1 protein-coding gene is annotated in these 1,338 nt (G+C 65.2%); it reads right to left on the bottom strand.

Annotated features, from left to right (window positions below; translation table 11 throughout):
* Positions 1-37: 37 nt before the first annotated feature.
* Positions 38-1,266, bottom strand: a protein-coding gene (locus ACJH7A_RS30495) for an IS3 family transposase (protein ID WP_109557065.1) whose coding sequence is annotated in 2 segments (ribosomal slippage) — positions 38-954 and positions 954-1,266 — 1,230 coding nt in all. Because the reading frame shifts where the segments join, the coding sequence is not laid out codon by codon here.
* Positions 1,267-1,338 lie beyond the last annotated feature (72 nt).

Genomic DNA, 1,338 nt, shown 5'->3' with positions numbered 1-1,338 from the left:
GGGCCTTGCCCCCATGTAGTGGACACGGGATTTGTGGTTACGCGGCTACTGGCAGCGTAGCCGGTGTTAGGGTCCTTTCGTAGGTCGCAGGGCTGGAATAGCGGCACCGGGAGTGCCGTCGTTTGGTGTTGTAGCGAGCCAGCCAGCGGAACACTTCGCGGCGGCAGGTAGCAGCGTCGGGCCAGTGGCTGCGGTCCTGCAGGATCTCGCGTTTGAGGGCGGCGTTGAACGATTCGGCCAGCGCGTTATCGGCACTTGACCCGACGCCACCCATAGACTGGGTGACCTCCAAGTCACGGCAGAGGTTCGCGAAATCCCTTGAGGTGTACTGACTTCCGTGATCTGTGTGGAACACTGCACCGGTCAGGGAGCCGCGCAGCGCCGCAGCGGCTTTGAGGGCATCTTCGACCAGTTCGGTGCGCATGTGCTCGGCGATCGCCCACCCCGCCACCCGTCCGGAGAAGCAGTCGATCACGGTCGCCAGATACAGATTCGAACCGCTTGCCAATGGCAGGTAGGTGATGTCGCCGACGTACTTGACGTTGGGTGCCGCGGCGGTGAAGTCCCGGTTGAGCAGGTCCGGGACTTTCTGTTTGGCCGGATCCGGCGTGGTGGTCTTCACCCGTCGCCGGCGGCGGTAGCCGGCGATCCCGGCACTGCGCATGACCCGGGCCACCCGCTTGTGGTTGACCCGCTCACCGTCGGGTGCACCGTCGTTGAGTTCAGCGGTGATCCGCGGCGCCCCGTAGGTGTTGTCCTCATCGTGCACGGTGCGGATACGCGCGGCCAGCGCCTTGTCAGCGGCCTGGCGGGCGGCGCGTCCGTCGGCAGCGGCCAACCAGGCGTAGAACGATGAACGCGCAACCTCGACGACTGCGCACAGCCACTTCACCTCGAAGGTGTGCAGGTGGTCGGCGACGAACTGGAAGCGGCTCACCAGTTCGTCTCCCCGGCGAAATACTTGGCCGCCGACCGCAGAATGTCACGCTCGGTAGACAACCGAGCCTCCGTGGCGCGTAACGCCTTGTTCTCGGCCCGTAGCCGGGCCAGCTCCTGCTCTGGGGTCTCAACGCCGGGGCTCGGCTGTGCTGCTGCGGTGGGGTTGCGGTGCCTGATCGGCACCCCGGCGGCTTTGCACCACGCTGAGAGCGTCACACCGGAGATGCCGAGTTCGTCGGCGATCTGCGTGATCGTGGCGCCCTCGGTGTCTCGGTACAGCGCTACCGCGTCCCGTTTGAACTCGTCAGGGTAATTTTTCCTTGCCATCGTGGTGGATCATCTCGCTTCCCCCGCCAACCTTGCGGGATTCAGCGTGTCCAACACACGGGGTCAAGTCCC

Source organism: Mycobacterium sp. SMC-17, assembly GCF_045310915.1.
Classification (GTDB): Bacteria; Actinomycetota; Actinomycetes; order Mycobacteriales; family Mycobacteriaceae; genus Mycobacterium.
Note: the sequence above shows the minus strand (reverse complement) of the source record. Positions and strands in the feature narration are given on the sequence as shown.